The organism is Nocardiopsis lucentensis DSM 44048 (assembly GCF_000341125.1).
In the GTDB taxonomy this organism is placed as follows: Bacteria; Actinomycetota; Actinomycetes; order Streptosporangiales; family Streptosporangiaceae; genus Nocardiopsis; species Nocardiopsis lucentensis.
In genome coordinates this window covers 1-6,136 of sequence record NZ_ANBC01000483.1, presented here as the reverse complement: position 1 = coordinate 6,136, position 6,136 = coordinate 1, and the positions used below count along the sequence as shown (strand labels likewise).

Sequence of the window (6,136 nt, the reverse complement as noted above, 5' to 3'; positions counted from 1 at the left end):
CCGCGTCGATCCCAGCCGTCCGGCACAGGCCCACGGCGCGCGGCAGGTGGAAGTCCTGGGTGACGACCGTGGCCGCCTCCACCCCGAACACCTCGTTGGCCCGAGCGCAGGAGTCCCAGGTGGAAAAGCCCGCGTAGTCGGCGACGACGTGCTCCTCGGGGACCCCGGCGGCCACCAGGTAGCCGCGCATGGTGTCGGGCTCGTTGTAGTGCTCGACGCTGTTGTCCCCGCTGACCAGGATCGCCTGGACGCGGCCGTCGAAGTAGAGGTCGGCGGCGGTGTCCAGGCGGCGGGCGAGCAACAGGGTCGGGTGCCCGTCGGAACGCACCCCCGCGCCGAGCACGAGGGCCACCGGGCGGTCGGGCACGGTCGCGGCGGAGTGGCGGTCGGCGGAGGTGGACACGAGCGACCACACGAACGGTGCGCAGCCCACCAGGACGGCGGCCACGGTCAGAGCGCCGAGGATCCGCCGCCAGGGGCGCCCGGGCGCGTCGGCGTCGTCCTCGTCACGTTCGTCCCGGTCCACGGGCTCCTCACGGTCGTCGGCGGGCTCGGAAGGTGTGGAGTCAGAGGTCGTCACATCCGGGGAGACGATCCGACGGGCGGTCGGGTTCCGGGTTCGCACCGTGTTCACGTTCCCGCCGTTCGCGGGCGTTCGCCGAACCGGGTTCTGAGCCCGTGGAGGCGGTGGTTTAGGGTCATCGGATGTCTGAGAAACCAGGACACGAACTTCTTCCGCGACTGCGGGCGCTGGCCGACCTCACCCCCGGTGCCATGCGCGAGGGCGCGGGCATGCACGAGTACGACGGCGTCGTCGCCGACCTGTCTCCCGAGGGGGTCCGCACGGGCCTGGCCGCCCTCGGCGGGGCCCGCCTCGACGACCCCCACGACGAGGCCCACCTGGCCGCCTTCGAGGACGGACTCCGCGTGGAGCTGGGTGAACTCCAGCTGCACCGCGCCAACCCGCTCCACCACCTCGGCGAGCTCGACGTCTCCTGCTACGACAGGGCCTACGCCCCCGAGGAGGAGCGCGACCGCGCCAGAACGGCCCACCTGGAGCAGTGGCCCGAAACCGTGGACCACGCGATCGAGGCGCTGGACCGCCTCTCCGCCCCCGTCGCCCGGTCGCTCCTGGGCGCGGTGAGGGGCGCGGCCGAGGGGCTGCCCGACACCGTTCCCAGCGAGGTCCGCCGCACCGCCCTGGCCGCCCACGCCCGTCTGGTCGCCCACGTGGAGGAGGCCGCCGTCTCCGGGCCCGGCAGCGCCGCGCTGGGTGCGGACGGCCTGAGCAGGCTCATGGGCGTCTCCGAGGCCGCCACCGTCGACCTCGCCGGCCTGGCCGCCGGAGCCGACGCCGAACGCGATCGCCTGCGTGAACGGCTGGCCGAGGCCACCGGACGCCTGGCGCCCGGCCGTGACCCTATGGAGGTCAGCCGGGAACTGACGCGCCAGCACCCGGACGCCGAGGGCGTCCTCGACGCCGCACGTGGCTGGACCCGCCTCGCCCTCGACTTCACCGCCGAACGCGGCCTGGCTCCGTACGGCGACGGCGAGTGCAGTGTGGACGCCTCCCCGCCCTCCCAGCGGTGGGCCACCGCGATGATGGCCTGGTCGGGGCCGTGGGAGGCGGACACCCCGTCCTTCTACCACATCACCCCGCCCGATCCCGCCTGGTCGGCGGAGGAGGCCGCGGAGTGGCTGGAGATGTTCAGCCACACCACCCTCCCCGCCGTCAGCGTCCACGAGGTGGCGCCCGGCCACTACTCCCACGGCCGCGCGTTGCGCCGGGCGCCCAGCGCGGTCCGCCGTGCCCTGCACTCGATGACCTTCGCGGAGGGGTGGGCGCACTACGCCGAGGAGATGTGCCTGGAGGAGGGCTTCGGCGCGTACGCGGCCGAACGCCTGGGTGACCCGGGCTGGACCGGGACCCACTACGAGATCGGCGTGTGGCTGGAGGCCCTGATCCGCGTGACCCGCCTCTCCGTCGCCATCGGCGTGCACACCGGAGGGATGACCGTGGAGGAGGCGGCCACCCGCTTCTCGACGGACACACCGCTCCAGGGGCCCGCGGCCCTGTCCGAGGCCAATCGGGCCACCTTCGACCCCACCTACGGCCGCTACACCTGGGGCAAGCTGGAAATCCTCGCGCTCCGGGAGCGGGCCCGGGAGCGGTGGGGCGACGGGTTCTCCCTCGCCCGGTTCCACCGGGCCATGCTCGACCTGGGCTCGCCGCCGCTCGGCCTCCTCGACACGGCCCTGGAGGGTTAGCGGTCACCCGAAGCGAAGCGGAGGCTCCAGGGGGTTACTGTTCGGGCGTCGTCAGGGTTCTGCAAGACGAGGCGAGCCGCGTAGCGAGGAACGAGCGATAGGCGTGGCCGAGGATGAAGAATCCCTGCCTTCGGGGTGCCTGAACACGGGCCAAAGCGAAGCGGAGGCCCAGAGCAAGCAAGGTCACACCGTCTGGTCGGGTGCACCCAGCTCGGCCAGGGCGGCGCGGACACGACCCCCACCCGTGGACAGCGCCCGCGCCGCCCGCGTCGGATCCACGTCGGCCAACAGCGACACCAGCGCCACGCGGGTGTCGCCGTTGGCCGCGGTCAACGCCTTCGCGCACGCCCGCTCGCCCAGTCCGGTCGCCTGCGACAGGATGGTCACCACGCGTCCGCGCAGCTTGCTGTTGGTGGCGTCGACACCGACCATGAGGTTCGAGTAGGTCCGCCCCATCCGCACCATGACGGCGGTCGAGAACGCGTTCAGCGCCAGTTTCTGCGCCGTACCCGCCTTCATCCGCGTGGACCCGGCGATCACCTCGGCGCCGGTGTCCATCCCCACGTGCACGTCCGCGCCCGCGGCCAGCGGTGAACCCGGGTTCGCGCTGATCAGTACCGTCGCCGCGGACCGCTCCCGGGCCGCCTCCAACGCGCCGCCCACATAGGGGGTGCGCCCGCTCGCCGCCAGTCCCACGGCGAGTGACCCGGGCGCCACACCGGCCGCGTCGATCCGTCCGGACTCCCAGTCGTCCTCGATCCCCTCCACCGCGTGTGCCAGGGCGTCACCGCCCCCCGCGTGGTGGGCGATCACCCACTCCGCGGGCACGCCGTAGGTGGGCGGCAGTTCGGCGGCGTCCTGGGCCGCGATCCGCCCCGAGGTGCCGGCGCCGAAGTAGTGGATGGCCGCGCCGGACTCCAGCGCCGCCACCCCCAGGTCGACGGCGCGCGCCAGTTCCGGCAGGGCCGCGGCCACGACGGCCGGCACCGTCGCGTCCTCCGCGTTGATCTGCCGCAGGATGTCCAGCGACGAGAGCAGGTCGATGTCGTGGGTCCCCGAGTTGCGGGCCTCGGTGGGCGACCGGACGATCACGGTGTCGCCGCCTCCCGGAGGCCAGGCGGCGCGGTGTTCCCCGGGGCCGTCGTCCGTACCGCTGTGCACAGCGCTCTCCTGTTCGGTCCGCACCGGCAGCCGTTCCCTTCCGTGAGTGGTCGTCCCCGCACCGTCACCGTGGTGCGGTGCGGGACGGGTCGGATCACTCGTCGCCCGCGCCCGCGGCGTCGGGGACCTCACCGTTTCTGCGGCGTCTGCGGTCGTCGTGGATGCGCAGCCCCCGGACGGCCTCGTAGGTGGTCTCCAGGGCGGTGCGGCTCTCCGTGTAACGGCTCTGAGCCAGTCCCACGAAGAGGCAGTCCACGACCGTGAGCTGGGCGAGTCTGCTCGCGGTCGCTCCCGACCGGAACGTGGTCTCGCGCGCCGCGGTGGTGAGCACATGGTCGGCGAAGCCGATGGGGGAGCGGGGGAAGTTGGTGATGGCCACCGTCCGCGCTCCGCGCCGTCCCGCCTCGGTCAGGGCCTGCACGGTGTCGATCGTGGTGCCGCTGTGGGAGATGCCGATCGCCACGTCCCGTTCGTCGAGCAGTGCCGCGCTGGTCAGCATGACGTGGGCGTCCGCCCACGCGAAGGACGTCATCCCGATCCGGTGCAGTTTCTGCTGCAGGTCGGCANNNNCCGCCGCCATGCCGTCGATGACCGAGCGCAGCACGTCGACGTCGAGTGCCGCCCCGGTCTCCTCGACGGCCCGCGCGTCGGTGTAGGCGATCTTCTGGACCACGGTGACCAGGGTGTCGTCCGGGTCGATGTCGCTGGCCATCTCGGGCGCCCCGGAGCGGGCGCCGCGCGCTTGACCGGCCTCCGTGGCCAGGGCCAGACGCAGCTCGCGGTAACCGCTGAAGTCGATGGTCCGACAGAAGCGGATCACGGTGGCCTCGGAGGTGGCGCAGTCCTTGGCGAGCTGGGTGATGGACGATGCCGCCGCGCGCTCGGGGTCGTCGACGATCCGTTGGGCGACCCGCCGCTCGGCCGGGGCGAGCGACGGGATCAGCGACCGGATCCGCAGGACCGTGGTGGGAACCGCGGGGGCGGGGGCGTTCCCGGCGGCCTGGTCGCCGGAGGACTTCGGGATTTGCGCCATGGAGGAAAGTTTCTTTCGGTCGTGGTGCAGAGTCAACGCGCGGAAGGGAAAAAGCGGGAGAATCAAGGATGACAAGGCACGCCTCCGGCGGCAAGTACCTGGGTGGAGATTGCGAAATCCCAGTTCAGAGGGCACTCTGGGGTCGGGCGTCACGGCTCGCCGCTGAGGTTGGCGCCGTTTGGCAGGGGGGATGGTGCTGTGTCGCGACGCGACTCGGCGAGACGCCGGTACGCCACGACCGCCGACACCCGACACGCGGAACCGCCCTCGAGGGGGCGTCCGTCCGGGAGCCTTCGCGTCACGGTCCTCGGCCGCCTCGGAGCCGAGGTCGACGGGGTCGCGCTCCCGCTGCGCGGCGGCAAGCGTCGGGCCCTGCTGGCATCCCTGTTCCTCGGTGCGGGGCGGACCCTGGCCGTGGAGGACCTCGTCGAACGCGTGTGGGGGGTCCCGCCGGACCAGGCCAACCGCAGTGCCCTCCAGGTGCACGTGGCCCGTGCCCGCGCCCTGTTCGACACGTACTGCGGCCGACCGCTCATCCTGGGCGGCGAGGGCGGCTACCGGATCGAGCTCGACGAGACCGAATCCGACCTGCTCACCTTCCGATCCCTGGTCCGCCGGGCCGGCGCGGCCGACTCCCCGGGGGCCCGAACCGACCTGCTGATCCACGCCCTGGGGCTGTGGCGCGGCCCCGTCCTGGGCGATGTCACCAGCACCGTCCTGCACGCCCGCGACGTCGCTCCGCTGCACGAGGAGCTGCTGCGCGTCGCCGAGGAGGGGTTCGGAGCCGCACTCGACCGCGGTGACCACGAGGAGGTCGCGCGTCGGGTCGCCCCGGTCGCCGCAGACCACCCCGAACGCGAACCCCTGGCCCGCATCCGCATGGTCGCCCTCTACCGTGCGGGGCGTTCCAGTGAGGCACTGCGCGTGTACGCGCGTACACGCGCGGTCCTGGCCGAACGCCTTGGAGCGGATCCGGGCCGAGAACTTCGGGAGACCTTCCACGGCATCCTGCGGGGCGACCTCGACCGGGTGCCGCGCGTTCCGCGTCCCCGCGCCCTGGGCGGTGCGGACGCGGCGGGCCTGGAGGGGACCGTGCGGTCGGGGCGGGCGGCCGATCCCCCCGATTCCGGGATGGTTCCCGCCGAACTGCCCGCGGCGGTCACGCCCCTGGTGGGCAGGGAACGGGCACTGGCCGAACTCGACCGGCTGGTCGACCCCTGCGGTCTGATGCCCGGCGGGGTGCTGGTGCGCGGACCGGCGGGTGCGGGGAGCAGCGCCCTCGCCGTGCGCTGGGCGCACGGCGCGGCGGCGCACTTCCCGGACGGGCAGCTCTACGTCAACCTCCGCGGTGAGGACGGGCGGCCGCGTGATCCGGCCGAGGTGCTGCGCCGCCTGCTGCGTTCCCTGACCGGAGGCGCCGAGGTCCCCCCGGACCTGGGAGCGGACGAGGTGGCGGCGCGGGCGCGGACGCTCACCGCCCGCCGGCGCGTCCTGCTCGTCCTGGACAACGCGGTCTCCGCCCGGCAGGTACGTCCGCTGTTGCCCGGGGGGACCGGGTGCGCGGCGGTGGTCACCAGCCGGCACTGGTTGACCGACCTGCTGGTTCGGGACGGGCTGCGAGTGCTGCCGGTGGGCGCCCTGGAGCAGGAGGAGGCGGTCGCGCTCCTGGAGTCA

5 protein-coding genes are annotated in these 6,136 nt (G+C 73.4%); 2 read left to right on the top strand and 3 right to left on the bottom strand.

Annotated features, from left to right (window positions below):
- The coding region (locus D471_RS34830) for an ElyC/SanA/YdcF family protein (RefSeq protein ID WP_040690039.1) at nucleotides 1–580 on the bottom strand (580 nt) is incomplete at its 3' end.
- Nucleotides 581–705: 125 nt separating this feature from the next.
- Here D471_RS34830 and D471_RS0117180 point away from each other — a divergent pair.
- Nucleotides 706–2,268: a DUF885 family protein gene (locus D471_RS0117180; protein ID WP_017599765.1), complete on the top strand. Its 1,563-nt coding sequence runs from the start codon at nucleotides 706–708 to the stop codon at nucleotides 2,266–2,268.
- Between the two features lie 183 nt (nucleotides 2,269–2,451).
- Here the strand turns inward: D471_RS0117180 and D471_RS0117175 are convergent, their stop codons facing one another.
- Together D471_RS0117175 and D471_RS0117170 are read right to left on the bottom strand one after the other, a co-directional pair.
- Entirely contained in the window at nucleotides 2,452–3,453 is a 1,002-nt protein-coding gene (locus D471_RS0117175) for an N-acetylmuramic acid 6-phosphate etherase (RefSeq protein WP_017599764.1), read from the bottom strand.
- Between the two features lie 70 nt (nucleotides 3,454–3,523).
- A complete protein-coding gene (locus D471_RS0117170) occupies nucleotides 3,524–4,462 on the bottom strand; it encodes a MurR/RpiR family transcriptional regulator (RefSeq protein ID WP_017599763.1) in 939 nt (312 codons plus the stop codon).
- Nucleotides 4,463–4,660: 198 nt separating this feature from the next.
- Between D471_RS0117170 and D471_RS34825 the strand changes: the two genes are divergently transcribed.
- Nucleotides 4,661–6,136: AfsR/SARP family transcriptional regulator (locus D471_RS34825; protein WP_017599762.1), on the top strand; the 1,476-nt coding region annotated here is incomplete at its 3' end.

Bases quoted from the DNA above. Each gene is read 5' to 3' on its own strand.
- D471_RS0117180 (WP_017599765.1), top strand. From the start codon at position 706: ATGTCTGAGAAACCAGGACACGAACTTCTTCCGCGACTGCGGGCGCTG.